Annotated in this window: 21 protein-coding genes and 1 pseudogene; 14 read left to right on the forward strand and 8 right to left on the reverse strand. The window is 63.5% G+C overall.

Going from position 1 to position 26,192, the window contains the following annotated elements:
* Window positions 1–115: 115 nt before the first annotated feature.
* Window positions 116–565 carry a peptide-methionine (R)-S-oxide reductase MsrB gene (gene msrB / locus ABEB22_RS01145; RefSeq protein ID WP_406870656.1) on the reverse strand — a complete coding sequence of 150 codons (450 nt, stop codon included), beginning with the start codon at window positions 563–565 and terminating at the stop codon, window positions 116–118.
* A 260-nt stretch (window positions 566–825) separates the two neighbouring features.
* Between msrB and ABEB22_RS01150 the strand changes: the two genes are divergently transcribed.
* Together ABEB22_RS01150 and ABEB22_RS01155 are read left to right on the forward strand one after the other, a co-directional pair.
* Window positions 826–2,154, forward strand: a complete 1,329-nt coding sequence (locus tag ABEB22_RS01150) for a hypothetical protein (RefSeq protein ID WP_350934465.1) — start codon at window positions 826–828, stop codon at window positions 2,152–2,154.
* Complete coding sequence (locus tag ABEB22_RS01155; RefSeq protein ID WP_406870657.1) at window positions 2,147–2,911, forward strand: hypothetical protein; 765 nt, start codon at window positions 2,147–2,149, stop codon at window positions 2,909–2,911. Before ABEB22_RS01150 ends, ABEB22_RS01155 begins: the two co-directional genes overlap by 8 nt.
* A gap of 25 nt (window positions 2,912–2,936) precedes the next feature.
* Here the strand turns inward: ABEB22_RS01155 and ABEB22_RS01160 are convergent, their stop codons facing one another.
* The gene (locus tag ABEB22_RS01160) at window positions 2,937–3,950 is read right to left on the reverse strand and encodes a putative zinc-binding metallopeptidase (protein WP_339112139.1); all 1,014 of its coding nucleotides are present in this window, start codon (window positions 3,948–3,950) and stop codon (window positions 2,937–2,939) included.
* A 316-nt stretch (window positions 3,951–4,266) separates the two neighbouring features.
* On the opposite strand from ABEB22_RS01160, the gene ABEB22_RS01165 reads away from it, so the two are divergent.
* The 4 genes from ABEB22_RS01165 to pdeM all read left to right on the forward strand — a co-directional run bounded on the left by ABEB22_RS01165 (window position 4,267) and on the right by pdeM (window position 10,769).
* Window positions 4,267–4,938 (forward strand): hypothetical protein, encoded by a 672-nt coding sequence (locus ABEB22_RS01165; RefSeq protein ID WP_406870658.1) that lies wholly within the window; start codon window positions 4,267–4,269, stop codon window positions 4,936–4,938.
* Entirely contained in the window at window positions 4,935–7,511 is a 2,577-nt protein-coding gene (locus tag ABEB22_RS01170) for an HWE histidine kinase domain-containing protein (RefSeq protein ID WP_350934472.1), read from the forward strand. Before ABEB22_RS01165 ends, ABEB22_RS01170 begins: the two co-directional genes overlap by 4 nt.
* A 70-nt stretch (window positions 7,512–7,581) precedes the next feature.
* Window positions 7,582–9,969: a ligase-associated DNA damage response DEXH box helicase gene (locus ABEB22_RS01175; protein ID WP_406871160.1), complete on the forward strand. Its 2,388-nt coding sequence runs from the start codon at window positions 7,582–7,584 to the stop codon at window positions 9,967–9,969.
* Window positions 9,966–10,769 (forward strand): ligase-associated DNA damage response endonuclease PdeM, encoded by an 804-nt coding sequence (pdeM, locus tag ABEB22_RS01180; protein ID WP_406870659.1) that lies wholly within the window; start codon window positions 9,966–9,968, stop codon window positions 10,767–10,769. The genes ABEB22_RS01175 and pdeM overlap by 4 nt, the downstream gene beginning before the upstream one ends.
* Window positions 10,770–10,779: 10 nt before the next feature.
* On the opposite strand, the gene ABEB22_RS01185 is transcribed toward pdeM, so the two are convergent.
* Genes ABEB22_RS01185 through ABEB22_RS01195 form a run of 3 tightly spaced genes read right to left on the reverse strand, consistent with a single transcriptional unit; the run spans window position 10,780 to window position 13,898 of the window.
* Complete coding sequence (locus tag ABEB22_RS01185) at window positions 10,780–11,280, reverse strand: DinB family protein (RefSeq protein WP_406870660.1); 501 nt, start codon at window positions 11,278–11,280, stop codon at window positions 10,780–10,782.
* A 27-nt stretch (window positions 11,281–11,307) separates the two neighbouring features.
* A complete protein-coding gene (locus ABEB22_RS01190; RefSeq protein WP_406871161.1) occupies window positions 11,308–12,897 on the reverse strand; it encodes a cisplatin damage response ATP-dependent DNA ligase in 1,590 nt (529 codons plus the stop codon).
* Window positions 12,897–13,898 carry a ligase-associated DNA damage response exonuclease gene (locus tag ABEB22_RS01195; RefSeq protein WP_339112134.1) on the reverse strand — a complete coding sequence of 334 codons (1,002 nt, stop codon included), beginning with the start codon at window positions 13,896–13,898 and terminating at the stop codon, window positions 12,897–12,899. The genes ABEB22_RS01190 and ABEB22_RS01195 overlap by 1 nt, the downstream gene beginning before the upstream one ends.
* A 155-nt stretch (window positions 13,899–14,053) precedes the next feature.
* On the opposite strand from ABEB22_RS01195, the gene ABEB22_RS01200 reads away from it, so the two are divergent.
* The 8 genes from ABEB22_RS01200 (at window position 14,054) to ABEB22_RS01235 (ending at window position 22,833) form a co-directional block, all read left to right on the forward strand.
* Window positions 14,054–16,120, forward strand: a complete 2,067-nt coding sequence (locus ABEB22_RS01200; protein WP_406870661.1) for a PAS domain S-box protein — start codon at window positions 14,054–14,056, stop codon at window positions 16,118–16,120.
* A 286-nt stretch (window positions 16,121–16,406) separates the two neighbouring features.
* On the forward strand, window positions 16,407–17,291 hold the full coding sequence (locus ABEB22_RS01205; protein WP_350934482.1) for an SPOR domain-containing protein: 885 nt from the start codon (window positions 16,407–16,409) through the stop codon (window positions 17,289–17,291).
* A gap of 9 nt (window positions 17,292–17,300) precedes the next feature.
* Complete coding sequence (locus ABEB22_RS01210) at window positions 17,301–18,482, forward strand: D-alanyl-D-alanine carboxypeptidase family protein (protein WP_350934484.1); 1,182 nt, start codon at window positions 17,301–17,303, stop codon at window positions 18,480–18,482.
* Between the two features lie 9 nt (window positions 18,483–18,491).
* A complete protein-coding gene (tmk, locus tag ABEB22_RS01215) occupies window positions 18,492–19,121 on the forward strand; it encodes a dTMP kinase (protein WP_339112130.1) in 630 nt (209 codons plus the stop codon).
* Window positions 19,121–20,248 carry a DNA polymerase III subunit delta' gene (locus tag ABEB22_RS01220; protein WP_406870662.1) on the forward strand — a complete coding sequence of 376 codons (1,128 nt, stop codon included), beginning with the start codon at window positions 19,121–19,123 and terminating at the stop codon, window positions 20,246–20,248. Before tmk ends, ABEB22_RS01220 begins: the two co-directional genes overlap by 1 nt.
* Before the next feature lie 22 nt (window positions 20,249–20,270).
* Complete coding sequence (locus ABEB22_RS01225) at window positions 20,271–21,083, forward strand: TatD family hydrolase (RefSeq protein ID WP_406870663.1); 813 nt, start codon at window positions 20,271–20,273, stop codon at window positions 21,081–21,083.
* A complete protein-coding gene (locus ABEB22_RS01230; protein ID WP_406870664.1) occupies window positions 21,080–21,886 on the forward strand; it encodes an MBL fold metallo-hydrolase in 807 nt (268 codons plus the stop codon). Before ABEB22_RS01225 ends, ABEB22_RS01230 begins: the two co-directional genes overlap by 4 nt.
* Window positions 21,886–22,833, forward strand: coding sequence for an AEC family transporter (locus ABEB22_RS01235; protein WP_339112126.1), 948 nt, complete (start codon window positions 21,886–21,888; stop codon window positions 22,831–22,833). The genes ABEB22_RS01230 and ABEB22_RS01235 overlap by 1 nt, the downstream gene beginning before the upstream one ends.
* Window positions 22,834–22,857: 24 nt before the next feature.
* Here the strand turns inward: ABEB22_RS01235 and map are convergent, their stop codons facing one another.
* The 3 genes and pseudogenes from map to ABEB22_RS01250 all read right to left on the reverse strand — a co-directional run bounded on the left by map (window position 22,858) and on the right by ABEB22_RS01250 (window position 26,144).
* Window positions 22,858–23,628 (reverse strand): type I methionyl aminopeptidase, encoded by a 771-nt coding sequence (map, locus tag ABEB22_RS01240; protein WP_339112125.1) that lies wholly within the window; start codon window positions 23,626–23,628, stop codon window positions 22,858–22,860.
* Between the two features lie 93 nt (window positions 23,629–23,721).
* A pseudogene (locus tag ABEB22_RS01245) lies at window positions 23,722–24,567 on the reverse strand (ABC transporter permease); the annotation flags it as partial.
* Window positions 24,568–24,581: 14 nt separating this feature from the next.
* Entirely contained in the window at window positions 24,582–26,144 is a 1,563-nt protein-coding gene (locus ABEB22_RS01250) for an ABC transporter permease (protein ID WP_339112124.1), read from the reverse strand.
* Window positions 26,145–26,192 lie beyond the last annotated feature (48 nt).

A 26,192-nucleotide genomic window follows, 5' to 3' on the forward strand; every position in this document is an offset into this window, starting at 1 on the left:
GGCTGTTTTACACAGCTTCGGGGAGGTTCGGGCGCGACCCTGCCATAGGGTCCGGCCAGACAAAAGGCCCCGTAACAGGGCCTTTTGTGCAGTCATTCACAGGCTTGCCTGCATGTCACTCGACACGGTCGATCAGATCGCCATAGCCTTCGGCTTCCATCTCCTCCACCGGCACAAAGCGGAGCGAGGCGGAGTTGATGCAATAGCGCAGCCCCCCCTGATCGCGCGGACCGTCAGGGAAGACATGGCCCAGATGGCTGTCGCCATGGGTCGAGCGCACCTCGGTGCGGACCATCCCGTGGGAGGTGTCGTTGATCTCGACGATATGCTCGTCCAGAAGCGGTCGGGTGAAGCTCGGCCAGCCGCAGCCGCTTTCATATTTGGCCGAAGAGGCAAAGAGCGGCTCGCCCGAGACGATGTCCACATAGATCCCCTTGCGCTTTTCATTGAGATATTCGCCCGTCCCAGGACGCTCGGTCCCCGATTGCTGGGTCACGCGGAACTGCTCGGGGCTCAGACGCTCGATGGCTTCGGCGGTCTTGGCATAGGTCTTTTCGATGCTCATGGATATCTCCTTTGCTTGCCCTCAAACATATGTAGCCCGCGCGAAAAGCAAAGGGGCAAACGGCAGCAGGCTGCGGGAATTGGGGCACGGGGCCTGTCCCGCGGCGGTGTCCCGCCATGCCAAATCGGGCGCTGACCCTTGAATTACCGCCCGTTCATGGCAACATATCACTGTGGCGCCGCGCTCTTACGCGCCCGGTTTGCAAGACCTGTTCCCCCATATGCCTATCCCCCAGCCCTGCCCCTATGATGGAGCCGCCCTTGGCCGATACGCCTCTCTCCCCCGCCCCACATTCCGATAGCGAGGCCCATCGCTATGCGCATGAGCTGTCGCGCCATCTGCGCTGGCTCGACAGTTTCACCGGTGCCGCGCTGGGGGTGCTGGCGGCGGCCTCGGGGATCTATACCTATCTCGGTGTGCGCTCGCTGCTCGATGATAGCGGCGCATGGACCACCTTCGCGGCGCTGAGCTATTCGCTGGCCGTCTCGGTCGGGATCTTTGTCTTCTGGTCCTACATGATGCGGCTGCTGCCCGCGATGCGCACGGCGGCCTCGCGTCTGGGCCTGCTTATGAGCATGGCGCTCGGGTCGCTTGCCATCATCGCGATGTCGAGCTGGCTCAATGCGGCAGCCCTTGCAGGCGCGGCCGCCGTCGAGCAGCATCTGGCCCATACCGTGCAGGAATACCAGACAGCCCTCGAACGCACCCATGCCAATACCATCGCCGGTCAGGCGCTCCAGCGTGATGTGGCGCGTGTGCGTGACACATTCGACGGGCTCTCCGAGCAGGAGGCCACGGGCGATCTGTCGGGCCTTGCGGGGCGTGGCGCGGTGTTCCGTGTCCTCACCCAGAAATCCAACGAGTTGCAGGGGCTCGAGGCGCAGATTGCCGCCCAAGACAAAGCGGTGGAGGAAGCCTTTGCCAATGGCAATGCCATCCTGTCGCGGATGCGGGCGCTCTCGGTCGAGCCCGGAGCGGTCGAGGGCCGTTCGGTGCGTTTTTCCGAAGAGGCCGTGCGGCTTTCGGCCATTATCGCGGGACTGCGCCAGCTGAACGTGGCGCCGCTGGTGATGCGGGCCGCCGCCGATCTGCGGGATTCGGTGGTGCTGCCCGATCTTGATGCCAGCACCGATGCAGGGCGTAATTCGCAGCAGAGCACGATTGCCTCGGTGCTGACGCTTCTGGGGGATCGTGCCAGCACACTGGAGAGCGCGGCCCAAGAGGTGCAGGCTTTGCCCGAACCCGCCGAGATCGAATATACCGCGCTCTCGGCTGCGGATGCCGTCATCCGCTATGCGGGCAATTTCGTGCCCTCATGGGCAGGGGCGATTGCCATCGACCTGCTGCCTGCGGTACTGGTCTTCATCCTGATGGTGGTGCAATCGGCCATCCGTCAGGCGCAGGGTGCGCATGCGCCAGAGGAGCATATGACGGTGGCCGAGCTGCGCGCCGCGCTGGCGGCGGCCCGCGACCTGAATATCGGACCGGATCCGGTGCCGAGCAGGCCCGCGATGCCCGTCTCGGCCACCGATCCCCCCGCGCCTGTCCATGCCGCGTCCATTCGGCCCGTGGAGCGCGCGCATGAGTGAGGTGGCCCACCCGAGCAACCCGTCGCCAGAGCCCCCCCGCAACCGCATCCGCAGCGTGATCGTGGCACTGGTGGGGGCGCAGGTGGCGATAGGCGCGGCATTGATGGCCATTGATCTGAGCCAGAACTGGGGCGCGCGCGATCCGCTGACATCGCCGCTGCCCGCAGGCCCTGCAACCCGCCCCTATTCGCCCGACCGCCGTCCGGGCACCGCCCCCGGCGTGCCTGCGCCGCAAGGCCCGATGCCCGAGCGGCTCGAACTGGGGGGCGAAGGGGCCGATCTGACCCTGACCGGGCAGATTGCCGTGGGCGATGCCGCGCGCATTACCGAAGAATTGCGCCGCCGCGCCGCAACCGGCCAGAGCATCGAGACGGTCGCGCTCGATTCCACCGGCGGCTCGGTCTCGGATGCGCTGGAGATCGGGCAGGTGCTGCGCGATAGCGGCATCGCCACCCGCGTGGGTGACGGGGCCATCTGCCTTTCGGCCTGTCCCTATCTCTTTGCGGGCGGCACCGCGCGCGAGGTGAGTGCCAATGGCAAATTGGGGGTGCACCAGCACAGTTTCGGCACGAGCGCCATTCTGCCCGCCTTCATGGCAGTCGAAAGCGTGCAGCGCGGACAGGCGCAGGTGATGGCCTATCTGATCGCGATGGGCATCGATCCGGCGGTGATGGAACCTGCCATGCGCACCCCGCCGGACCAGATCTATCTACTGTCGCAAGACGAGCTGAAGAGCTTCGGGTTCGTCCAGGAATAAGTCGGGCCGATCCGGCGGATACCGGTCAGGCCGGAACCGGTGCCCCCTGACGGATGAGCTGGCGCACCCAGTCGAGTTTCTCCGAGACTTTCGGGGTGAGCACGAACGGGTAGAAACTCGGATGGCCCAGACTGTCATTGAGCGCATTGAGCGCCAAGGACAGTGCAACCCATGTCGAGACCAGATCCGCCATCGGGATCTCCAGAAGCCATGGCAGGACCTGACGCTGATCGGACGGGGCATCAAGCCGGTGATCCTCGGGCATCAGACCATGGCCCAGGGCCGTTTCCAGCCCGTCGAGAATATGCAGCAGATTGGCCCAGCTTTCGGCAAAGTCCTCATAGGCATGCGCTGTGGCATATTCGGAGACGAACTCCTGCTCCCAGCCCTCTGGTGCGGGATTGGCGTAATGGCGCTCGAGGGCTGCGCCATAATCCTCGCGATCATCGCCGAACAGCGCACGGCACGAAGCCAGCCGGTCCTCGTATGGGCGCACCATCACCTCCCAGAAGGCATGGCCGCTCTCGTGGCGCAGATGGCCGATCAGGGTGCGGTAGGGCTCGCCCATCTCCGCGCGGGTGGCCGCGCGCAGATCGTCATCGGCTTCCGAGAGGTTGAGGGTGATATCGCCATCGGCATGGCCCATGATCACCTTCTCGCCCGCATCGGGCGACTTGAACAGGAAGCGCGGGCGTGGTGTCTGGCCGTCGGTATCGGTCAGCGGCAGGCCCAGCAGCACCGCCATCCGCATCAGGTTGCGCTTGGCGGCCTCGAACTCGGCCCAACGGGTGACATCCTCCTCGGTCGACAGATCGGGGATCACCGTCGTATGGCGGCACGAGAGACACAGCCCTCCCTCTTCCTCGGCCGCCCAGTTGCACCCGATAATCGCGCGGTTGGCACAGGCAGGCAAGGCCGCCGATCCCATCGCCCCGAACCCCTGACCGGGCACGAATTCGAGCGCCGTATTACAGGACAGACAGGTCTGGTTGTTGAAATACACTTCCGCCCCGCAGGACGGACACCGGTAGCGCATCATGATCAGGGCTCCTCTGGCCTGCAGTGCGCAGGCGGTCCAATGATGCCACACAGATGGCGCGGCGGAGACTGCGGACAATATCGGCTGCACAATAAGTTTATTTGCCAAGCGACGGAACTTTTCGCGCGGCGGCCCGTTCATGACCATGGCCGATCAGGACCAAGCAGCAACGCTGGGGAAAAATGCGAGATGAGGGAGAAAAAGAGGTGCCAGATATGTCTTTTGACATAGCATAAAGCCAGCCCCCATGCCATCTGTTGATGAAACTTCCCAGAGGCCAAGCCGACAGCCGGCCGTCACCTCTTCGGCCCGTGCCATGCCATTCCCTATTTCTTGTCAAATAAAGGCCAGACCAGACTTGCTACACTCTCCCGCCGCGCCACGCGAGGCATCCAATCTGCGAGATGCCCTGCGCCTGCGGCTTGCTCCGGCGCATGCCTCCATCGACACCGCCTTCTCAACCCTCGATCTGACAGAGGACGGGGATTACCGGATTTTCCTGCGCGCCCATCATGACGCCCTGATGCAAATGGCACGGGCCATGCAGGGTCAGCCGCCCAGCGCAGGCACAGCGCTGCTTGCAGATCTTCTGGCCGCGATCGGAACCGATCTGCGGGAACTGGACGGCCCGCCGGCTTCGCCGACTGCGCCTCCACCAACCGCTCCCCTGCATCCTTTGGCCTTCGATTACATCCTCTTCGGCTCACGGCTCGGCAATCAGGTGCTGGCCAAACGCCGCGTCAAGGCATTGGCTGCCAAGGGCCGCACCGAGAGCGCCAATCGCTATCTGTGCCATCCGTTCGATCCTCGGCTCTGGCAGAGTTTTCTTCACCAAGCCACCAATATTCCAGTAGAAAATCGCCAGACTGATTGTATTATCGCGGATGCCGAGCGGTGCTTTGGATGGTTTTCCATGGCGCTTTCGCAACATGTTACGCCCCCCACTGACCCGCAGCACCACCTGCGGGCACAGAAAGCGCCGTTATGACACAGAACCAGAGCATGACCGTCGAGACGGATCTGACCAATTGTGATCGCGAGCCGATCCACCAGCTGGGCCGCGTGCAAAGCTGGGCCTGCCTGATCGCGCTCAGCCATGACTGGATCGTGCAGCACCATTCGGAAAATACCAGCCGGATGCTGGGGCTCAAACAGGACGACCTGCTGGGGCTGCCGATCTCGGACCTGCTGCCGGTGCAGACCCAGCAGTTGATCCGCGCCCATATCACGCGGCTGAGCCTCGACCAGACGAGTGTACGTCTCTTCGGGCTCGAGATCGGACGTCGCGGGGTGCATTTCGATGTGGCGGCCCATGCCTACAAGCACGGGTTCATTCTCGAATTCGAGGTGAAAAGATCCGTCAACCATATCAGCGATCTGGCCGTAGTGCAGCCACTGGTGCAGAAACTTGCCACGATGCGCGACATTACCCGCATGTCGGCCTCGGCTGCCGAGAGCGTGCGCCGGCTGACGGGGTTTGCACGGGTGATGGTCTATCAGTTCGGCGCGGATGGCTCGGGCAAGGTGATCGCCGAGGCGCTGGCCCCCGGAATGGAGGGCTATCTGGGCCTGCGCTTTCCGGGATCGGACATCCCCAAACAGGCGCGCGCGCTCTATATGCGCTCGCTCCTGCGGTTGATCGGTGATGTGGATGATGCGGGCTCTGCTATCGTCCCCGCCCAGAACCCGTTGGGCGAGCCGCTGGACCTGTCGCTTTCAGTGGCCCGTTCGGTCTCGCCGATCCATCTGGAATATCTGCGCAATATGGGTGTGCAGGCCTCAATGTCGGTATCGATCCTCAATCGCGGCGAGCTTTGGGGGCTGATCGCCTGCCACCATCCCGAACCGCTGATCATGGATTACGAGAAGCGCACGGCCATCGAGCTGTTCGGCCAGCTGTTCTCCTACGAGCTGGCCCGCGCCGAAACGCAGGCGGAAAACGAATCCGCCCTACGCGCGCAGGATACCCACAACCGGATCATGGCGCTGGTGTCCAACACCAGCGAATGGGCCGAGAATTTCAACGACATTACCCGCCAGATCGAGGATCTTATCCAGTTTGACGGTGTCGCACTCTATAGTGACGGCAAGCTGATAACCCGTGGCACGGTGCCGAGCGAAGACCAGTTCTACCGGCTCGCGCGCTATCTCAATACGGCCTCGGGGGCGCATGTCTTCTCCACCGACAACCTGTCGAAGAACTTCCCTGCCGCCTCCGAGTATCAGAGCAGCTGCGCGGGTCTCTTGGCCCTGCCGATATCGCGCCGCCCGCGGGACTATCTGGTGCTCTTCCGCCGCGAGATCGCGCAATCGGTCACATGGGCGGGCAATCCCGAGAAGCCTGTGGAGCACGGGCCCTATGGCGACCGCCTGACACCCCGCAAAAGCTTCGAGGCATGGCGCGAGGTGGTGCATGGTCACTCCGCCCCTTGGGCCACGAGCGAGTTGCGCGCCGCCGAGGCGCTGCGTGGCACGCTTCTGGAGGTGGTGCTCAAACTCACCGATCAGGCCGAAAAAGAGCGCAAGCAGGCGCAGGAGCGGCAGGCGCTCCTGATTTCCGAGCTGAACCACCGCGTGCGCAATATTCTCAATCTGATCCGCTCGATCATGAAACAATCGAGCAACGGGGCCGAGACGCTGGGGCAGTTCACCGAGGCTCTGGACGGGCGGATCAGTGCGCTCTCGCGCGCCCATGACCAGCTGACCCGCGACCAGTTCTCGCCGATCCCGCTGGCCGAGCTGATCGAGGTGGAGGCCAATGCCTTCGGCTCGGGCAATACCAGCCGTCTGGAGTTCAAGGGTCAGGATATCATCATCAGCCCCGATGCCTTCACCCCGATGGCGCTGGTTTTCCATGAACTGGTGACCAATTCGGTCAAATACGGCGCGCTGCACGCCCCCAATGGCCGCGTTCAGATCACCATGAGCGAGGAGCGTGATGGCACATGGACCATCGCCTGGGTCGAGCGCGGCGGGCCCGTGGTGCGCGCGCCCACGCGGCGCGGCTTCGGTTCGACCGTGATCGAGAAAACCATTCCGCATGAGCTGAAAGGCGCCGCCGAGGTGCGTTACAACTCCGCGGGTGTCGAAGCCACCTTCTCATTGCCCGCCACTACCGTTATCGATCATCGCCCGTTTGAAGGTAATCCGGATATCACAATGCAAGATCAAAATTCCCCTGCAAGTGGCGAGCCCTGGGTCGGTGGACCGGCGCTGGTGTTGGAAGATACGATGATCGTGGCGCTGGATCTGGCAGGCATGCTGGAAGATATGGGCGCAGATACGGTGCGCACTTCCGCCTCCGTGGCCGAAGCGCTGGCGATCCTGAATGAGGGGTTCCGTCCGAAGATTGCCGTGCTCGATGTCAATTTGGGCGAGGAAACCTCGCTGCCAGTGGCCGAGCATCTGGCGCGGATGGGCATCCCGATCGTGCTGGCCTCGGGCTATGACGCCAATGAGGCGGGGATCGAGGATTACCCGGCAGCCGAGCTGATGCGCAAACCCTATACCACCGGCGATCTGTCGGAAGTGCTGGGGCGTATGGGCTTCGTGCGCAACTGATCAAATCACGTCGAAACGCCTGCGCTGGATCCCTTGCGCAGGCGTTTTTCTGTCCTATCTCGGGGGCATGATGCCCTCGCTCCCCCCCGCTTTGCAAAACTGGTTCTTGGCCCAAGGCTGGACCCCGCATCCGCATCAGCTGGAGGTGCTCTGCCATCAGGGCGATGCGCTCCTGATCGCGCCGACGGGCGGGGGCAAGACACTGGCGGGGTTCCTGCCGAGCCTCGCCGATCTGCTGCATGGGCCGCAAGGCGGGATGCACACGCTCTATGTCTCGCCGCTCAAGGCGCTGAGTGCGGATATCGCGCGGTCCCTGAACGCCCCGATTGACGGGCTGGGCCTCGATATCCGCGTGGAGGATCGCACGGGCGACACAAGCGCCACGACCCGTAGGCGCCAGCGGGTGGACCCGCCCGATATCCTGCTGACGACGCCCGAATCGCTGGCGCTGCTGCTGTCCTATCCCGAAGCGCCGAAGATCTTTGCGGGGCTGAAACGGGTGGTGCTCGACGAGATCCACGCGCTGGCCGAAAGCCGCCGCGGAGACCAGCTGATGCTGGGCCTTGCGCGGTTGCGCAGCCTTGCGCCCGATCTTACCGTCACCGGCCTTTCGGCGACCGTCGAGGACCCGCAGGGGCTTGCAGCGTTCATGGGCGGCGCACGCATTATTCAGGCCGACCCCGGCCCCGCCCCCGATATCGCGATGCTGGCCACCACTGACCCGCCGCCATGGTCGGGCGGTGGCGGGCGCTATGCCGTGCGCGATGTGATGGCAGCGATCCGCGAGGCGAAATTGACACTGGTATTCCTGAATACCCGTGCGCAGGCCGAGCTGTTCTTCCAGGCGCTCTGGGAAGTCAATGACACGAACGAACCTATCGGCCTCCATCACGGCTCGCTTGCCCGCGAGGCCCGACAGAAGGTCGAGGCGGCGATGGTGGCGGGCAGCCTGCGGGCGGTGGTCTGCACCGGCTCGCTGGATCTGGGGCTCGACTGGGGCGATGTCGATCTGGTCATTCAGGTGGGCGCGCCGAAAAACGTCAAGCGCCTCGTGCAGCGGATCGGGCGGGCCAACCACCGCTATGACACGCCCTCGAAGGCGCGGATCGTGGCGGCCAACCGGTTCGAGGAGATCGAATGTGCCGCCGCCCTGCAAGCCGTGCGGGAGAATGACCTGGATGGCGATCCGCGCGGGGACGGACCTCTGGATGTGCTCTGCCAGCATATCCTGCTGACGGCCTGCGCAGCCCCCTTCAATGCCGATACGCTCTACACCGAGGTGTGCCGCGCGGGCCCCTATGCCGCGCTCACGCGGGCCGTGTTTGACGATTGTCTGGAGTATTGCGCGACGGGTGGCTACGCGCTCAGGGCCTATGACCGCTGGCAGCGGCTGATGCAGCGCCATGGGCTCTGGCAGCTGCGCGATCCGCGGAGTGCACGCGATCTGCGGATGAATATCGGCACGATCGTGGATAGCGAGACACTGAAGGTCCGCCTGAAATCGCGGCGCGGCGGGGGGCCTCTGGGCGAAATCGAGGAAGCCTTTGCCGCCACTCTGGCGCCGGGGGATACGTTCCTGATCGGCGGTCAGGTGGTGCGCTACGAGGGATTGCGGGATCTGGTGGTCGAGGTGACCCCCGCCCGCGGCCGCGAGCCCAAGATCGCCGTCTATTCCGGCACCAAACTTGCCACCTCGACCCAGCTCTCGCGGCGGGTGGAGGCGCTGATTGCCGACCGGAGCGCATGGCGCGCCCTGCCGCCCCATTGCCGCGACTGGCTGGAGCTGCAGGCAGAGGTATCGGCCCTGCCCCAACCCGATCACCTGCTGGTGGAAAGCTTCCCGCGCAAAGACCGCCACTATACCTGCCTCTACGGCTTTGCGGGGCGCAACGCCCATCAGACGCTGGGACTTCTGGTGACAAAGCGGATGGAGGATCTGGGCCTCGGGCCTCTGGGCTTTACCGCCACCGATTATGCGCTCCTCATATGGTCGGTCGATCCGGTCACCGACCCGCAGCCGCTTCTGGAGGCGCAGGACCTGCGCGAGGGGTTCGCGCACTGGCTGGGCCGGAATACGGTGATGAAGCGCGCCTTCCGCACCGTGGCCACCATCGCGGGGCTGATCCAGCGCAATCTGCCGGGCGGGCGGCGCTCTGGCAAACAGGCGACGTTTTCCTCGGACATCCTCTATGACACGCTGCGCCGCTATGACCCCGACCACCTGATGCTGCGCATGACGCAGGCCGAGGCGCAGCGCGGGCTGGTGGATTTCGGGCGTATCGAAGAGATGTTGCGCAGACACCGGTCCGTCACGCATACTACCGCCACTCGCGTGACACCGCTTGCCGCCCCACTCCTTCTTGAAGCGGGACGGGTTGCGATCCGTGGTGGAACGGGCGAAATGCGTCTGATGGAACAAGAAGCGGAACGGCTGATGGCCGAGGCAGGACTGACATGACAGATGGGGTATCGAGCATTCTGCCCGATTTCGACGAGAAGCTGGTCACTGCCCCCGTGCGCTTTGCGGGTCATAGTTTCATGGTGCTATCCACCGGCGCGCTCTACTGGCCCGAGCGGCGCACGCTGATTTTGGGCGATCTGCATTTCGGCAAGGCCGAGCGGGTGGCGCGGCGCGGCGGCGCCCTTCTGCCACCTTTTGGCGATCTCGATACTCTGGCCCGCCTTGATGCGACGCTGTTTTTCACCAAGCCTGCCTGTGTCATCTCGCTGGGTGACGCCTTTGATGACGACGAGGCGGGGCGGTCACTGGCGCGCTCGGTCAAAGCGCGGCTGGCGGCGATCGCCAAGGTGACCGACTGGATCTGGATCACCGGAAACCATGACCCGGGCAAGCACGACCTGCCTGGCGATATCATGCCCGAACTCCGCTTCGGCAATCTGGCCTTCCGCCATCAGGCGGGCGGCCCATCGGGACGTGGCCCCGATATCTCGGCCCATTTCCACCCCAAGACCCGTATCGCGGGGCGCACGGCGCGGGCGCTGCTGGTGGGCGAGGAGCACATGATCCTGCCCGCATTCGGCACCTTTACCGGCGGGCTCGAGATGGACCATCCCGAGCTTGCGCGGCTGACGGGCGGCGGTATCGCCTATGCGATGGGCCGCAAGATCCTGCGGGTGCCGATCCCGGCCCTGCCCGAAGCTGTGGCCGACTCCGAGACCGAACCGGACACCGAAGCCACCACGGAAGATGTAGCGGACGCGCCAATGGCGGCGCCCGAGAGCAAGGCCCAACCGTAACGCCCGCGTCTTACTCCTCCATCATCGCCAGATCGGTGATACCGGAATTGACGCCCGCCATCGACAGCATCGCATGGATCTGTCCACGATGGTGGGTCTGGTGGTTGAAGATATGGCCGATCACCTGCGCGCGGGGCTTGACCATATCGCGCCCGACCGCGCCCGAATACCATGCCAGCTCGCCCGCGAACCAACCCTCGTCCAGCCCCTCGACCCAATCGTAAAGCTGCTGGTCCAGCGCCTTGCGATCGGTCTGGAAGCGGTCCCAATCGGTGATCAGCCCCGTGCTTTCGGGGATCCCCAGCTTGATCGGCTCCACCACGCCAAAGCGCGAGAGCCAGATCTGGTCGGCCCAGAAGATATGCGAGAAGGTTGCCTCGATGGATTTGAAGAACGTGCCGAAATCGCGCTGACGTTCGGGCGCGGGCAGCTGGTTGGCCGCCCCGATCATCGCGTTATTCTGCCAGCTGTTATAGCGCGCCATGCGCAGGGCGTTGGATTTCTCGGACATAGTCGCCTCCCTTGGTTGGCCAGAACGCTACCCTTCGGGCGGCAATTGATCCAGCAAAGAGTTCAGCTGGTCGGCCTCCTCGGCGGGCTTGTCCCAGCGGATACGGCTGATGCGCGGAAAGCGCATCGCCACGCCCGATTTGTGACGCGAGGACCGGTTGAGCCCCTCGAAGGCCACCTCCACGACCAGCTTCGGCTGGAGCGAGCGCACCGGCCCGAAGCGTTCGCGCGTATGGCTGCGCACAAAGCGGTCGAGGCGGCGCAGTTCCTCATCGGTGAAGCCCGAATAGGCCTTGCCCACCGGCACCAGAGGCGCCTCGGGCGCCGCACCATCCCACAGGGCAAAGGTGAAATCAGAATAAAAGCCGGAGCGTTTGCCATGACCGCGCTGCGCATAGAGAAGCACCGCATCCACCAGCCGCGCCTCGCGCTTCCATTTGAACCACGGGCCACGCGGACGCCCTGCCTGATAGGCACTGTCATGGCGTTTGAGCATGACGCCCTCGATCACCACCTCGGGCGGATCCGCACGCAGGGCGGCCAGCGCCTCCCAATCGGCAAAGGGCAACAGCGGCGAGGCATCGATCCGCGGATCAAGCCCCGCCACCGCCCTCTCGAGCCGCGCGCGGCGCGCATCGAAGGCAAGACCGCGCAGATCCTCCCCCTCCCATGTGAGGATATCATAGGCCCGCAGCGCGGCGGGCGCCTCGGCCATCAACTTTGCGCCCGGCTTCTTGCGGCCAAGGCGCTTTTGCAGATCGGCAAAAGGCGCCACCTGATCGCCGCGTCTGATCAGCAACTCGCCATCGAGCGCGCCCTCGAATTCCATCGCCTCCACCAGATCTGGGAAACTGCCCGAGATGTCATCGCCCGTGCGCGAATAGATCCTGCGCGTGCCGCTCTCGGAGACGGCCTGTACGCGGATCCCGTCCCATTTCCATTCCGCCACATAATCGGCGGGGGTGAGTTTCGGCAGATCAGCATCAGTCACCGGCGTCGAGAGCATCACGGGGCGGAAGGGCGCAAAGGCTGCTTGGGCGGGACGCGCGCCGCCCTCGATCCATGCGAAAAGTTCGGTATAGGGCGGGGCCAACCCGTGCCAGAGCTCTTCGATCTCCTCGACCGTAGGCCCACCCATCTGGGCCCCCATCTGGGCGAGCGCAACCCGTGCCAGCCGCGCCGAGACACCCACCCGCAGCCCACCCGTGGCGAGTTTCAGGAGCGCCAGCCGCTCCGGCGCGGACAACTGGTCGAGCCAATGGGCGATCTGGCGGGCGGCTTGGGGCTTTGACATCGGCAGGAGCGTCTCGACCACCCGCCCGAGTGGCAGATCGATCGTTGCGGCAGGTTCGGGCCAGATCAGCGCGATCGTCTCGGCCAGATCGCCCACGAAATCATAGGACAGCGTGAAAAGCTCGGCATCCACCCTCTGGGCCACCATGGCCCGCAAGAGCGCGGGCTGCACACGGCCCAAGGACAGATCGCCGGTGAGGGCCGCCAGCGCATAACCGCGATCGGGGTCCGGGCTGGCGGCAAAATACTCGGCCAGATAGGCGAGTTTCGCATTGCGCCCGCCAGTATAGGCCAGATGTTCCAGAAGTCCTGCAAAGGCGCGCATCATTCGGGCTCCTCTTCATAGCCCATCAGATGCAAGGGCTGCGCACGGCGCTGGGTGAGCGCCGCCCAACGCATCAGCGCCTCCTCGCGGCCATGGGTGATCCAGAATTCCTCTGGATCGATTTCCTCGATGGTGCGGGTAACATCGGGCCAGTCTACATGATCGGAGATCACGAGCGGCAGTTCGACCCCGCGCCTGCGGGCATGGGCGCGGATCTGCATCCAGCCGCTGGCAAAGGAGATCACCGGATCGGCAAAGCGCTGCACCCATGCCGCGCCAAAGGCCGAGGGCGGCGCGATCAGCACCGCCTCGCGCAACTCCCTCGCCTGCGCCTTGTCCATCGTGGCGGGCCGCAGATCCCCCAAGGGGATACCCTGCGCGATGTGGTAGTCGCACAACGCCTGCAGCGCACCGTGTATGTAGATCGGTGCATCATATCCTGCCTGCCGCAGGAGCATGATCACCCGCTGCGCCTTACCAAGCGCATAGGCGCCGATGATGTGCGGGCGCTCGGGAAAACGGCGCACCGAGGCCAGAAAACGGTTAATCTCGTTAACCGGATCAGGGTGGCGAAACACCGGCAAAGCAAAGGTCGCCTCGGTCACGAAGAGGTCACAGGGCACCGGCTCGAAGGGCGCACAGGCCGGATTGGCCACCCGCGAGTAATCGCCCGAAATTACATCACGCCGCCCGCCCTTCTCGATAACCACCTGCGCGGAGCCCAGCACATGACCCGCTGGCCGCAGGCTGACATTGACATCACCGACCCGAATCGCGCCCTTGATAGCCTGGGTCGCGCCAGCAAAATTCTCACCATAGCGAATCTTCATGATATCAAGGGTTTCCCGCGTAGCGAGAACAGCACCATGCCCCGCTCGCGCATGATCTGCATGGCCATGGGTGACCACTGCACGGGCAACGGGGCGATGGGGGTCGATATAGAAATCCCCTGCCTCGCAGTATATTCCCAAATCTGCCTTATAAATGAGCGGTTTAGTCATTTCCCCAAGGTAAACCTGCAAGATTCTTGCATGTTACGATCACATATCCTGTCTATATTTTCCATGTATATCAATCACATGCTCATGGTTGTTGCGTAGTTCATTAATCAATTCACCTTAGTTTAAGTTCCGTAACGATTACGGAGCATCTCCCTGTGTTTACTCTGAAGAAAAAACGGCTTGGGCCGAACGATACCGTGTTGCCCGTCGCATGGGCGGTCGATCAATCACAGGCCGTGATCTGTTTCGACCCTGACGGAACGATCCGTCAGGTCAATGCGAATTTCTGCACCCTGACCGGCTATGCGGCGGAAGAGCTGGTGGGCAAACCCCATAGCCTGTTCATGCCCGACGGACAGGCAGAGCAGACCGAATATCGTCTCTTCTGGGAGGCACTGCGCAATGGCAAAGCCCAGACCGCGATTTTCGAACGCCGCACCCGCAGCGGCGCGAGCCTTTATCTCAGCGCCAGCTACACGCCGTGGAAAACCGCGGAAGGCCGCATCGGCGGCATCATCAAAACCGCGAGCGATGTGACCAAGCAGGAAACGGCGCGACGGGCGATGATGGCCAAGCTGGAGGCGCTCGACCGCTCGAACGCGGTGATCGACTTCGATCCGCAGGGAAACATCCTCTTCGCCAACCCCGTCTTCTGCAAGGCGATGGGCTATACGCTGGCCGATCTGCAAGGCACCCATCATGCTCGGTTCATGCCCGAAGGCGAGGCGCATACGCCTGCCTATTCGCAGTTCTGGGCCGAGCTGCGTGCAGGCAAGTTCCAGTCGGGCGAGTTCAAGCGCCGGACCAAAGCGGGCCGCGACATCTGGCTGAATGCAAGCTATAACCCGGTCACCGACAGCCGCGGCACGGTGATCGGCGTGACCAATATCGCCAATGACATCACGGAGGACAAGCAGAAGACGATGGATGCCGAAGGGCAGATCGCCGCGCTTGGCCGCTCGCAGGCGGTGATCGAATTCACCCCCGAGGGCAAGATCCTGACCGCCAACGCCCTCTTCCTCGAGGCGCTCGGCTATTCCCTGCCCGAGATCAAGGGCCAGCATCACCGTATTTTTGTGGCCGAGGCCGAACGCGCCAGCAGCGCCTACACGCTCTTTTGGCAGAAGCTGGCCGAGGGCACCTTCCAGCAGGCCGAATACCGGCGCATCCGCAAGGATGGCCGCGATATCTGGATCCAGGCCAGCTATAACCCGATCCTCGACGAGGCGGGCCATGTGGTGAAAGTGGTGAAATTCGCCACCGACATCACCCTGCGCAAAGCCGCCATCGCGGATTTCCAGCAGGTGGTGACGGCGTTGAACCAGGGGGATCTGACCCGGCGTATCACGGTGGAGGTGCCGCGCGACCTCGAAGGGCTGCGCGACGATATGAACAGCTCGCTCGACCAGATCGCGACGCTGATCGGCGGCATCGTGGACAGCGCGAACTCCCTGCGCGCCGAGACCGGAAATCTGGCGGAGGCAGGCACCAAGCTGGGCCAGCGCACCGAGGCACAGGCGGCCTCGCTCGAGGAATCGGCGGCTGCCATCAACCAGCTGGCAGCCTCGGTCAAAAGCTCGGCCGACGGGGCGAAAGCGGCCGAACAATCGGTCGGCGGGGCGCGGGTGCGTGCCGAGAACGGGCGCCAGATCGTGGAAGACACAATCGTTGCGATGAATGCCATCGCCCAGAGCTCGCAGGCGATCTCGCGCATCACCTCGGTGATCGAGGATATCGCTTTCCAGACCAATCTTCTGGCGCTCAATGCCGGTGTGGAGGCCGCGCGGGCGGGCGAGACAGGACGCGGATTTGCCGTGGTGGCCTCGGAAGTGCGGGCATTGGCGCAGCGCTCCTCGGATGCGGCACAGGAAATCGCCGATCTGATCTCGACCTCCGAGCGCCATGTGAATTCCGGTGTGTCACTGGTCAACCAGTCGGGGCAGTCGCTGCAGGAGATCCAGGATGTCGTGATCTCCCTCGATCAGGTGGTGCGCGACATCGCAAACTCTGCCGTCGAGCAATCGACCGGCCTGCACGAGATCCAGACGGCGGTGAACCAGCTCGATCAGGTGACCCAGCAGAACGCGGCCATGTTCGAGGAAGCTTCGGCCACCACGGCCGCGCTGCAGACGCTGGCCGAGACGCTCGCAAGCGAGAGCGCCAAATTCACGCTCGAGGCAGAGCACGCCGCCTGCGCGATGCCGCAGCGTCTGGCGGGCTGACCCCCGCCTCCGTCGTCCGAATACAGACAGGGGAAAATGCCCGAAAACGGGGGCGCGGACCATAGCGGGTCCGCGCCCTCACGTTTTTCTGAGGCATCGCCAGCAATCTGCCGCCAATCGCATGTGCCGAGGTGCTTTCCTTGAACGGAATTGACCGTTACACTCACGTCAAACGATCCGTCCGAAAGAGACGGGCAACCGAGGCATAATAATCACGACCCCGCAGGGCGTGCATGTTTGGGCAGACGGGATCTCCTTGTCTTGCCTTGCGAATGGGAAGGGCAGAATGCACAGACGACTATCTCCGGTGATCCTCATGTTCGGCGCGGGTCTCTCGCTTGCGGCCTGCCAGACCACGGGTCTGCCCTTCGGCAAGAAGGACCCCGATGAGGGCGCGGTCACCGAGCAGACCTCGGCCCGTCTGGTCGAGCGCGATGTCGAAGCGCCCCAGGTCTTTTCCGTTACCGAAGACGGCCTCTGGGATGGCCGCCCCTCGCTGGGCGGTGTCTGGGTCGCGCATCCGAGCGTGAAAGATCCCGAGCGGGTCATCATCCGTAACACCGCCAACGGAAAATTCGTGATCGGCGCGCTCTTCCGCCGCGAACGCGAGAATCCGGGCCCCAAGCTTCAGGTCTCCTCGGATGCGGCCGATGCGCTGGGAATGCTGGCAGGCGCCCCTGCCAAACTCTCGGTCGTGGCCCTGCGCCGTCAGGAAGCGGCACCCGAGGGCGCCGAACCCGCCCCCGAGGCCGAGGTCGTGGCCGCCTCCGACGCGATGGCGCCCGAGAAGATCGCCACCGGTGCCCTGCCTGCAGCGGCGCCCGCGGCAAAGGCACCCGCGCAGGCATCTGCGGCCGCAACAGCGGAACCCAAGAAACCCGCAGCGAAACCCGCTCCCAAGGCTCCGGCCCCTGCCCTGCAGCCCTCTGCGGCCAAACCCACCGGCCTGTTGGTCCAGATCGGGATCTTCTCGGTAAAAGCCAATGCCGAGCAGGTCACCCAGACCCTGTCCAAATCCGGTGTGGTTGCGCAGACCATCGAGGAAAACTGGCAAGGCAAGAAATTCTGGCGAGTGGTGGCGGGCCCTGCTGCCTCGCAATCCGACCGCAACACGTTGCTGACGAAAATCAAGGGGCTGGGCTTCAAAGACGCCTTTGCCGTCTCGAAATAAGGAAGAAAGATGAAACGTCTCGCCCACCGGATCGCGGCCCTGTGCCTGACCATCGCTGCGGCTGTGCCGTTTGCGGCCCACAAGGCCCATGCGTTTGACACCTCAGCCTCGGCGGCTTGGGTCTATGATGTCACCACCAAGACGGTGCTGATGTCGAAAAATGCGGATATCCCTCTGCCGCCCGCCTCCATGTCGAAGCTGATGACGCTGGATCTGCTGTTCGAGGCGCTGCGCGACGGGCGGGTGACGATGGATACCACCTTCAGCGTCTCGGCCCATGCGCAATCGATGGGCGGCTCGACGATGTTCCTCAACACGATGGACCGCCCGACCGTGGGCGAGCTGATCCACGGGATTATCATCAACTCGGGCAATGATGCCTGCGTGGTGGTGGCCGAGGGGCTCGCCGGATCCGAACGCGCCTTTGCCGAGCAGATGACCGAGCGTGCCCATCAGCTGGGTATGAAGAACTCGATGTTTGCCAATGCCTCGGGCTGGCCCGATCCGGGACAGCGCATGTCCACCCATGATCTGGGCATTCTGGCGACGCGCATCATCACCGAATTCCCCGAATATTATAAGTTCTTCGGCATGACGAACTTCAACTACAAGGACCGCGCTCCGGCCAATGCCGAGAACCGCAACCCGCTTCTGGATATCAAGGCCGCCGACTGGACGGCGGATGGCATGAAGACCGGCCATACGCAGGAAGCGGGCTACGGGCTGGTGGGCTCGGCCCATATGGGCGACCGCCGGATCGTCTTCGTGCTGGCGGGCATGGATTCCGAAGCCGCCCGCCGTCAGGAGGCGGAGGCGGTTGCCAACTGGGCCTTTCGCCAATTCGTTATGAAAAAGGTCGTCACCAGCGGCACGCAGATTGCATCGGCCCCCGTCTGGCTGGGCTCGAAATCGCAGGTGTCCATGGTGCCCGCCGAGGATCTCGATCTGCTGGTCCCCGCCACCTCGCAAGACACCATTACCGCCGTGGCCAATTACACCGGTCCGCTCGAGGCACCGATTGCCAAGGGTGACAAGCTGGGTGATCTGGTCATCACCATCCCCGGTATCGACAAGCCCAAGACCGTCGATCTGGTCGCGGGCGAAGATATTGCCGAGGGGGGTTTCATGATCCGCGTAAAAACGGCATTGTCGCGGCTGACCGCAAAGGCCCTAGAGGCCGCAAACAGCTAAGGGATTCTGATGTTCATCAGTTTCGAGGGTATCGACGGGTCGGGCAAATCGACCCAGGCCCGACTTCTGGCAGAGGCTCTTCGCAAGGAGGGCCTCGATGTCGTTCTGACGCGCGAGCCGGGCGGCTCGACGGGGGCAGAAGAGATCCGCGCCCTCGTGCTGCAGGGCGAGCCTGACCGCTGGTCGGCCCACACCGAGTTGCTGCTGTTTACGGCGGCGCGCCGCGACCATATGGAGCGCGTCATCACCCCGGCCCTCGAGGCGGGGAAAGTGGTGATCTGCGACCGGTTCGCCGATAGCACGCGCATGTATCAGGGTCTCTCGCGCGGCGATATCCGTGGCCTCGTGGACCGTCTGCATGACATGATGATCGGGCGCGAACCCGACCTGACCTTCCTCATCGATATCGACCCCGCCGTCGGGCTGGCGCGCGCCAAGGGACGGCAGGGCATCGAGGAACGCTTCGAGGATTTCGGGCTCGATCTGCAAAAGAAAATGCGCGCGGGGTTCATCGACCTCTCGCATGACTATCCCGACCGGTTCCGCACGATCAATGGCGGGCGCGACCCCGAGCTGGTGGCCGCCGACGTGCTACGTTACACCCGCGAGATGGCCGCCGAGCTGCAGAAAGGCGCCTGATGGCTCCGCGTTCCGCCAAGACCGAACCGGGCCTGCCCGATCCCTCCTGCATCGACGGGGCGCCCCATCCACGCGTGGCCGAGAGCGTGTTCGGGCAATCCCGCGCCGAGGCCGAGTTTCTGGAAGCCTTCCGCGCAGGGCGTCTGCATCACGGCTGGCTGCTGACCGGCCCCCGCGGCATCGGCAAGGCGTCTTTCGCATGGCGGATCGCCAAATTCCTGATGTCGCAGCCCGCGCCCGGCGGTATGTTCGCCCCCGAGCCGCCGCAAACGCTGGACACCGATCCCGACCATCCCGTGGTGCGGCGGATCATGGCGGGCTCGGAACCCGGTGTATTCGAGCTAAAGCGTGGCCCCAATGCCACCGGCTCGGCGCTCAGCCAGGATATCCGCGTGGACCGTGTGCGCGAGATGCGCAGTTTCCTGCATCTGTCTGCCAGCGATGGCGGACCGCGCGTGGTGATCGTCGATTGCGCCGACGAGATGAACACGCAGGCCGCCAATGCGCTTCTGAAACTTCTGGAAGAGCCGCCCGAGCGGGTGACCTTCCTCATGGTCTCCCACCAGCCTGCGGGGCTTTTGCCCACTATCCGCTCGCGCTGCCGCGAGCTGCGGCTCCATGCGCTGGACCCCGAGGCCATGGCGCAGGCGCTGGGTCAGGCAGAGGCGATGGATCCCGATGTGGATATGATGGCACTGTCGGCGCTATCGGCAGGCTCCGTGGGTGAGGCGATCCGGTTGATAAACCTGGGCGGCCTCGAGACCTATGCCCAGATCGTGGATCTCATGGCCACCCTGCCCCGCCTCGACCGGCCCAAGGCGCTGGCACTGGCCGAGAGCTTTGCGGGCAAACAGAATGCCGAGCGGTTCGAGCTGGCGCTGGGGCTTGTGGATCTGTTCATGGCACGGCTGGCCCGCGCCGGTGTTATGGGGCCCCCTCATCCCGAAGGGGCGGCGGGCGAGGCCAAGCTGATGGCGCGACTATCGCCCGATCCGCTGGCAGCGATGAAATGGGCAGCACTGCACCAAGAACTTGGCACCCGTGCACGCCATGGGCGGGCGGTGAACCTTGACCCTGCCGCGCTGGTGGTCGATATGGTTCTTAAATTGACAGCGGCGGCCGCCTAAGCCGTCCGGAAAGAGAGGCAAAGTGGCCCGCGAGACCGATATTCCGCAAATTACCGACAGCCACTGCCATCTGGATTTCGACAGTTTCGACGAGGATCGCGATCAGGTCATTGCCCGCGCGATCGAGGCAGGCGTCAGCCGGATGGTCACCATCTGCACAAGGCTGAAAAACGAACCCCAAGTCCGCGCGATTGCCGAGACCTATGATCAGGTGTTCTACGCCGCAGGCACCCATCCGATGAGCGCCGCCGAAGAGCCGATGGCCTCGGTCGAGGAGCTGGTGGCACTGGCCCGGCACCCGAAATTCGTCGGGCTTGGCGAGAGCGGGCTCGATTACCATTATTCGGCCGATAGCGCCGAGGTGCAGAAGACCAGCCTGCGGATCCATATCGAGGCCGCACAGGAGACCCAGCTGCCGCTCATCATCCATGCCCGCAATGCCGATGAGGATATGGCGAAGATCCTTGGCGAGGGCATGGCGCAGAAAACCTATCCTTGCGTGCTGCATTGTTTCTCCTCGGGATCGGATCTGGCCAAGGCCGCGCTGGAGATGGGGATCTATCTGTCGATGTCGGGGATCGCGACCTTCCCCAAATCGCAAGAGATCCGCGATATTTTCGCCTCGGCCCCCGTGGACCGCATTCTGGTGGAAACCGACAGCCCCTATCTTGCGCCCAAGCCCCATCGCGGCAAGCGCAACGAACCCGCCTATACCGCCCATACCGCGCGTGTGGGCGCCGAGGTCTTCGGCATGGATTATGCCGATTTCGCGGCCCAGACACAGACAAACTTCGACACGCTCTTTGCCAAGGCCGCGGCTTGGGGGCAGAAATGACCCTGCGCTTCACCATCCTTGGCTGTGGATCTTCAGGCGGCGTGCCGCGGCTGGGCGGACATTGGGGCGAGTGCGACCCCGCAAACCCCAAGAACACCCGTCGCCGCTGTTCCATGCTGGTCGAGCGCGTGGGCGAAAACGGCACGACCCGTGTGCTGATCGATACCGGCCCCGATATGCGCGCACAGCTTCTGGATGCGGGCGTGGGCGAGCTGGATGCGGTGATATATACCCATTCGCATGCCGATCATATCCACGGGCTCGATGACCTGCGCCAGATCGTGTTCAATATGGGCCAGCGCCTGCCGGTCTGGGCCGATGCCGAGACCGCGGGGCGGCTGGTGAAGGCATTCGATTATGCTTTTGTCCAGCCCGAAGACAGCAATTACAAACCGATCTGCGAGCTGAACGAGATCACCGGCCCCTTCATTATCGAGGGTGCGGGCGGGCAGATCCCGCTGACGCCCTTCGAGGTAGATCACGGCAATATCAAGGCCTTGGGCTTCCGCATTGGCGGGCCGCAAGGCGGGCTTGCCTATCTCCCCGATGTCTCGGAGATTCCGCCTGTGGCATGGCCCTTCCTGCAGGATCTCGATATCTGGGTGCTGGACGGGCTGCGCCGCAAACCGCATCCGACCCATGCGCATCTGGCGCTGGCGCTTGAATGGATGGAACGTGCAGGCAACCGTCACGGGGTGATCACCAATATGCATATCGACCTCGATTACGACGCGGTCATGGCCGAAACCCCTGACCATGTCGTGCCTGCCTATGACGGCATGGTTCTGGAGATCCCTAGCTGATGAGCGCATTGATCGATGTCATCCTGCCCGTCTTCCTGATCGTGGGCCTTGGCTATCTGGCCGCCTGGAAAAAGCTGTTCTCGGACAGCGCCGTCGACGGGCTGATGCGGTTCGCGCAGAATTTCGCGGTGCCGGTGCTTCTGGCGCGGTCCATCGCCAAGCTGGATCTGGGCGCAAGCTTCGACTGGCGGCTGATGGTCAGTTTCTATGTGGGCGCGCTTCTCTCCTTCGGGCTGGGCATCCTCGGTTCGCGGATGATGGGACGCCGTCCCGACGAAGCGATTGCCATCGGCTTCTGCTGCCTTTTTTCCAACTCGCTGCTGCTCGGCATCCCGATCACCGAACGCGCCTATGGCGCCGATGCGCTGGCGGGCAATTTCGCGATCATCTCGATCCATTCCCCCTTCCTCTATACGGTGGGCATTCTGGCGATGGAGGCCACGCGCTCGGCGGGCACCGGCACCAGCCTTGCCCGGGTGGGGATCAATGCCCTCAAAGGTGTGATCCGCACGCCTCTGGTCATCGGCATCCTGTGCGGCCTGCTGATCAAGCTCGGCCAGTATGTCACCGGTCATGCACTGCCGCATCCGATCTGGGAAGCCATGAATATGATGGCGGGCGCGGCTATTCCGGCGGCACTGTTCGGGCTGGGCGGCGTTCTGGTGCGCTACAAGCCCGAAGGAGACAGCCGCGCCATCGCGATGGTCTGTATTCTGTCGCTGATCGTGCATCCCGGCATCGCCTATCTGCTGGCGCGTTTCGGCTTCGGCCTGAATGTGGACCAGCTACGCTCGGTCGCGATGACGGCGGCCATGGCGCCGGGGGTCAATGCCTATCTCTTCGCCAATATCTATGGCGTGGGCAAACGGGTCTCGGCCTCGGCGGTGCTGGTGGGCACGGCACTCTCGACGCTGACCATCTGGTCATGGATCTCCTTCCTGCCATGATCTGCGGGCCCGTCGGCCAGACAGTCAGGCGGGCCGGCCACTGGACCCGTCGGGCACCGTGACGATGATCACGCCCTTCTCGGTCGCCACCACGGTATGCTCGTATTGCACGGTGGGGGCCGAGGGCTCGGCATAGAGCGTCCAGCCATCCTCGCCCGCATCGGCCCATTCTCCCCCCATCGACAGGAAGGGCTCGACCGTCAGCACCAGCCCTTTCTCGATAATCCGCTTCTCGCGTTTTTCGGTCCAGGTCGGGATTTCCTCGGGATATTCATGCAGCGAGGCGCCGACCCCGTGGCTTGCCAGATTGCGGATCAGCGTATAGCCGCGCGGTTTGGCAAAGCGCTCGATCGCCATGCCGATCCCGCCCAAAGGCTTACCGGCGGCCACCTCCCTCACCCCGATCTGCATCGCCTTCTTCCCGTCGCGGCAGAGCTGCTCGAGCATGGGGCGCATCTGCCCCACGCCAAAACTCGCGCCGTTATCGGCAAAGAATCCGTCTTTCGAGGCCGAGACATCGATATTGAGCAGATCGCCTTCGCGGATGATCCGATTACCCGGAATACCATGGGCCACTTCCTCGTTGACCGAAATACAGGTGGCACCCGGAAACTGGTAGACCGTCTCGGGGGCGGATTGCGCCCCCGCCGCCTCCAGCATCGCGCGCCCGATCTCGTCAAGCTCCAGCGTGGTCATCCCCGGCTCGACGGCGCGTGCCATGCCCTGCAGCACATTGGCACAGATCCGGCCGATCTCTTTCAGCCCCTGCAGATCGGACTCGCTGGTAACAATCATCTCGGGCTCCGTTTTGTCGCGCCCTGCCTTAACAAAAGAGACCGCCGCAAACAATGCGACGGCCCTTGATTGTGCAAGACGGGTTTGCCGCGCTCAGCGCGGGGTGACGCCCCGCAGCCGCTCGTTGCGGCGGCGCAGAAGCTCGACCGCCGTCAGAAGCGCGATGGAAAAGACCACGAGGATCGTGGCCACCGCCAGAATGGTGGGCGAGATCTGCTCGCGCAGCCCGATGAACATCTGCCATGGCAGCGTCTTCTGCGAGGCCGAGCCCACGAAAAGCACCACAACCACCTCGTCGAAGGAGGTGATGAAGGCAAAGAGCGCCCCCGAGATCACACCCGGCAGGATGAGCGGCATCTGCACCTTGAAGAAGGTCCGCACCGGACCTGCTCCCATATTTGCCGCCGCGCGGGTCAGCGAGCGGTCGAAGCCCACCAGCGTTGCCGTAACGGTGATGATGACGAAGGGAATGCCGAGGGCCGCATGTGCCAGAACCACCCCGATATAGGTGCCCTGAAGCCCGACACGCGAATAGAAGAAATACATCCCCGCCGCCGAGATGATCAGCGGCACGATCATCGGCGAGATCAGGATCGCCATGATCGCGCGTTTGAACGGCACATGGGACTGGCTGAGGCCGATAGCCGCAAGCGTGCCCAGCGAGACCGAGATGATGGTCGCCACCGGCGCGATGGTGACCGAGTTCTTCAGGGCCTGCTGCCAGTCGGGATTGGTGAAGAAATCCACATAATGCTTGAGCGAATAGGCATCAGGGTCCAGCTCCAGCATGCCCGGCGTGAAGGTGAAGAAATTCTCGGCGTTGAACGAGAGCGGGATGATCGTGATGATCGGCGCGATCAGGAAGAAGAAGATCAGCCCGCACAGCGTCCGGTAGCTATAATGCCAGATCTTCTGACCCGTCGAGGCATAGGGGGGAAGTGCGCTCATATCTCTTATCCCAGTTTCACGTTATCGATGCCGACGATCTTGTCATAAGCCCAGTAGAGCAACATGACGGCGGCCAGAAGGATGGTGCCAAGTGCCGCACCCAGACCCCAGTTCAGCGAGCTGGAGATGTGATAGGCGATGCGGTTGGAGATAAAGGTCCCCGTCGTGCCGCCCACTAGTTCCGGCGTGATGTAATAGCCGATGGCGAGGATGAACACGAGGATCGAGCCTGCCCCGATCCCGGGCACTGATTGCGGGAAATAGACCCGCCAGAAGGCCGTCCAGTCGGTCGCGCCCAGGCTTTTGGCCGCACGCATATAGGCCGGAGGAATGGTCTGCATGACCGAATACATGGGCAGGATCATGAAGGGCAGCAGGATATGCGTCATCGCGATGATCGTGCCGGTCTGGTTATTGATCAGCGCCAGACGGCCATCTTCACTGATGATATGCGCCCAGACGAGGATATCGTTGATCACACCCTGATTTTGCAAAAGCACCTTCCAGGCCGAGGTCCGCACCAGAAGCGAGGTCCAGAACGGCAGCAGCACGAGGATCATCAGCAGGTTCGAGGTGCGCATCGGCAGATTGGCTAGCAGATAGGCCACCGGATAGCCCAGAAGGATACAGCTCACCGTGATCGTCAGCGACATCACCAGCGTGCGCCAGAACAGCTTGAGATAGATCGCCTGATCATCGGGCTGGGGCACGATACCTGCGGGGCTGAGTTTGTAATCGACCGCCGTCAGGAAGTAGCCCGGCGTGACGGTGGGAGCATAGGCCTTGATCGTGCCCCAGACTTCCGGATCGAGCCAGCCCTTGTCGATATCCGTGAACTGGTCGCGGATGGAGACGCTCTTGAAGCTGCCCACGGCGGATTTGGCTTGTGCGAACATCGGCGCCAGATCGCCCTCGGGACCATTGGCACCAGCCGCCAGATCGCGATAGAGCGCGGTAAAGAGAATATCGGCGGGTTTGGTCTCGGCCAGCGTGTCGCCATCGGCCTCGACCATACGTTCGAACCCGGCCAGCGCACCTGCGGTCTCGGGCAGTGCCTCGGGGTCGTCATCCAGCGCCTCGGAGAGCGCGACCCAGGTCGCGGGCTTGACCCAGGCCGGATCGAGCGCCTTGAACTGGTCGGCATAAATATCGGTATCGAACCGCTCCACACGGCGGCCCGATTTGCGGAAGAGCGAGGAGATACCCGTTGTCTCGTAATTCAGGCGCGAGCCCAGACGGGTATGTTCCTTCAGCTCGGAGGCCACGAACATATCGTAATAGAAGGCGGCAAAGACGGTCTCGGAGGGGGCCTCGCCGCTCGCATAGCTCCAGTCATCCAGCGCATCCACCGTCAGCGGCAATGTTTCGGAGACGATCTCGTTCTCGACCGAGCGGAACAGCATATCCGCGATCGGGGCGATGAAAGTCACGAGAATGAAAAGAAGGAGCGGCGCAATCATGGCCAGAGCCCGCATCTTCTGGGCCCGCAGAGCCCGCGCGAGGCTGCGCTTGAGTTCGCGGCTGCCTTCGGCGGAAACCTGTTCGGCGCTTTCGACGGTATCGCTCATGGTAATGGTCCCTGTCGGTTCAACCGCCTGCCTCTTGGTCCGGGCCGG

The sequence above is a fragment of the Thioclava sp. 'Guangxiensis' genome (genome assembly GCF_045348365.1).
Classification (GTDB): Bacteria; Pseudomonadota; Alphaproteobacteria; order Rhodobacterales; family Rhodobacteraceae; genus Thioclava; species Thioclava kandeliae.

What these genes read in the sequence shown, in the direction of transcription:
- msrB (WP_406870656.1), bottom strand. Translation starts at nt 565, where the DNA reads ATGAGCATCGAAAAGACCTATGCCAAGACCGCCGAAGCCATCGAGCGT.
- ABEB22_RS01155 (WP_406870657.1), top strand. Translation starts at nt 2,147, where the DNA reads ATGAGTGAGGTGGCCCACCCGAGCAACCCGTCGCCAGAGCCCCCCCGC.
- ABEB22_RS01160 (WP_339112139.1), bottom strand. Translation starts at nt 3,950, where the DNA reads ATGATGCGCTACCGGTGTCCGTCCTGCGGGGCGGAAGTGTATTTCAAC.
- ABEB22_RS01165 (WP_406870658.1), top strand. Translation starts at nt 4,267, where the DNA reads ATGCCATTCCCTATTTCTTGTCAAATAAAGGCCAGACCAGACTTGCTA.
- ABEB22_RS01170 (WP_350934472.1), top strand. Translation starts at nt 4,935, where the DNA reads ATGACACAGAACCAGAGCATGACCGTCGAGACGGATCTGACCAATTGT.
- ABEB22_RS01175 (WP_406871160.1), top strand. Translation starts at nt 7,582, where the DNA reads ATGCCCTCGCTCCCCCCCGCTTTGCAAAACTGGTTCTTGGCCCAAGGC.
- pdeM (WP_406870659.1), top strand. Translation starts at nt 9,966, where the DNA reads ATGACAGATGGGGTATCGAGCATTCTGCCCGATTTCGACGAGAAGCTG.
- ABEB22_RS01185 (WP_406870660.1), bottom strand. Translation starts at nt 11,280, where the DNA reads ATGTCCGAGAAATCCAACGCCCTGCGCATGGCGCGCTATAACAGCTGG.
- ABEB22_RS01190 (WP_406871161.1), bottom strand. Translation starts at nt 12,897, where the DNA reads ATGCGCGCCTTTGCAGGACTTCTGGAACATCTGGCCTATACTGGCGGG.
- ABEB22_RS01195 (WP_339112134.1), bottom strand. Translation starts at nt 13,898, where the DNA reads ATGACTAAACCGCTCATTTATAAGGCAGATTTGGGAATATACTGCGAG.
- ABEB22_RS01205 (WP_350934482.1), top strand. Translation starts at nt 16,407, where the DNA reads ATGCACAGACGACTATCTCCGGTGATCCTCATGTTCGGCGCGGGTCTC.
- ABEB22_RS01210 (WP_350934484.1), top strand. Translation starts at nt 17,301, where the DNA reads ATGAAACGTCTCGCCCACCGGATCGCGGCCCTGTGCCTGACCATCGCT.
- tmk (WP_339112130.1), top strand. Translation starts at nt 18,492, where the DNA reads ATGTTCATCAGTTTCGAGGGTATCGACGGGTCGGGCAAATCGACCCAG.
- ABEB22_RS01220 (WP_406870662.1), top strand. Translation starts at nt 19,121, where the DNA reads ATGGCTCCGCGTTCCGCCAAGACCGAACCGGGCCTGCCCGATCCCTCC.
- ABEB22_RS01230 (WP_406870664.1), top strand. Translation starts at nt 21,080, where the DNA reads ATGACCCTGCGCTTCACCATCCTTGGCTGTGGATCTTCAGGCGGCGTG.
- ABEB22_RS01235 (WP_339112126.1), top strand. Translation starts at nt 21,886, where the DNA reads ATGAGCGCATTGATCGATGTCATCCTGCCCGTCTTCCTGATCGTGGGC.
- map (WP_339112125.1), bottom strand. Translation starts at nt 23,628, where the DNA reads ATGATTGTTACCAGCGAGTCCGATCTGCAGGGGCTGAAAGAGATCGGC.
- ABEB22_RS01250 (WP_339112124.1), bottom strand. Translation starts at nt 26,144, where the DNA reads ATGAGCGATACCGTCGAAAGCGCCGAACAGGTTTCCGCCGAAGGCAGC.